This is a genomic window from Phormidium sp. CCY1219, from assembly GCF_035615515.1.
Taxonomy (GTDB): domain Bacteria; phylum Cyanobacteriota; class Cyanobacteriia; order Cyanobacteriales; family Laspinemataceae; genus CCY1219.
This window is the reverse complement of the sequence record NZ_JAJENT010000338.1, coordinates 1-224: the sequence shown is the minus strand read 5'-3', so window position 1 is coordinate 224 and position 224 is coordinate 1. Positions and strand designations below refer to the sequence as shown.

The following is a 224-nucleotide window of genomic DNA, read 5'->3' as shown; positions in this document are numbered from 1 at the left end:
GTTTATTCCAGCGATTTATATAGTTTGGGATTAACGGGGATTTATTTGCTCACGGGGAAAATTCCGCAAGAATTGGAAACGGACCCGCAGACGGGAGAGATAATTTGGCGAGTTCATGCGCCTACGATTAGTCCCACATTAGCGGGGATATTGGATCGGGCGATTAAGTCTCATCCGCGCGATCGCTTCTCTAGTGCTCGGGAAATGTTAGATGCGATCGCCGC

General features: G+C 49.1%; 1 pseudogene. It reads left to right on the top strand.

The window, feature by feature from the left end:
* Window positions 1–224, top strand: a pseudogene (locus tag LKK83_RS05980) (protein kinase domain-containing protein); the annotation flags it as partial.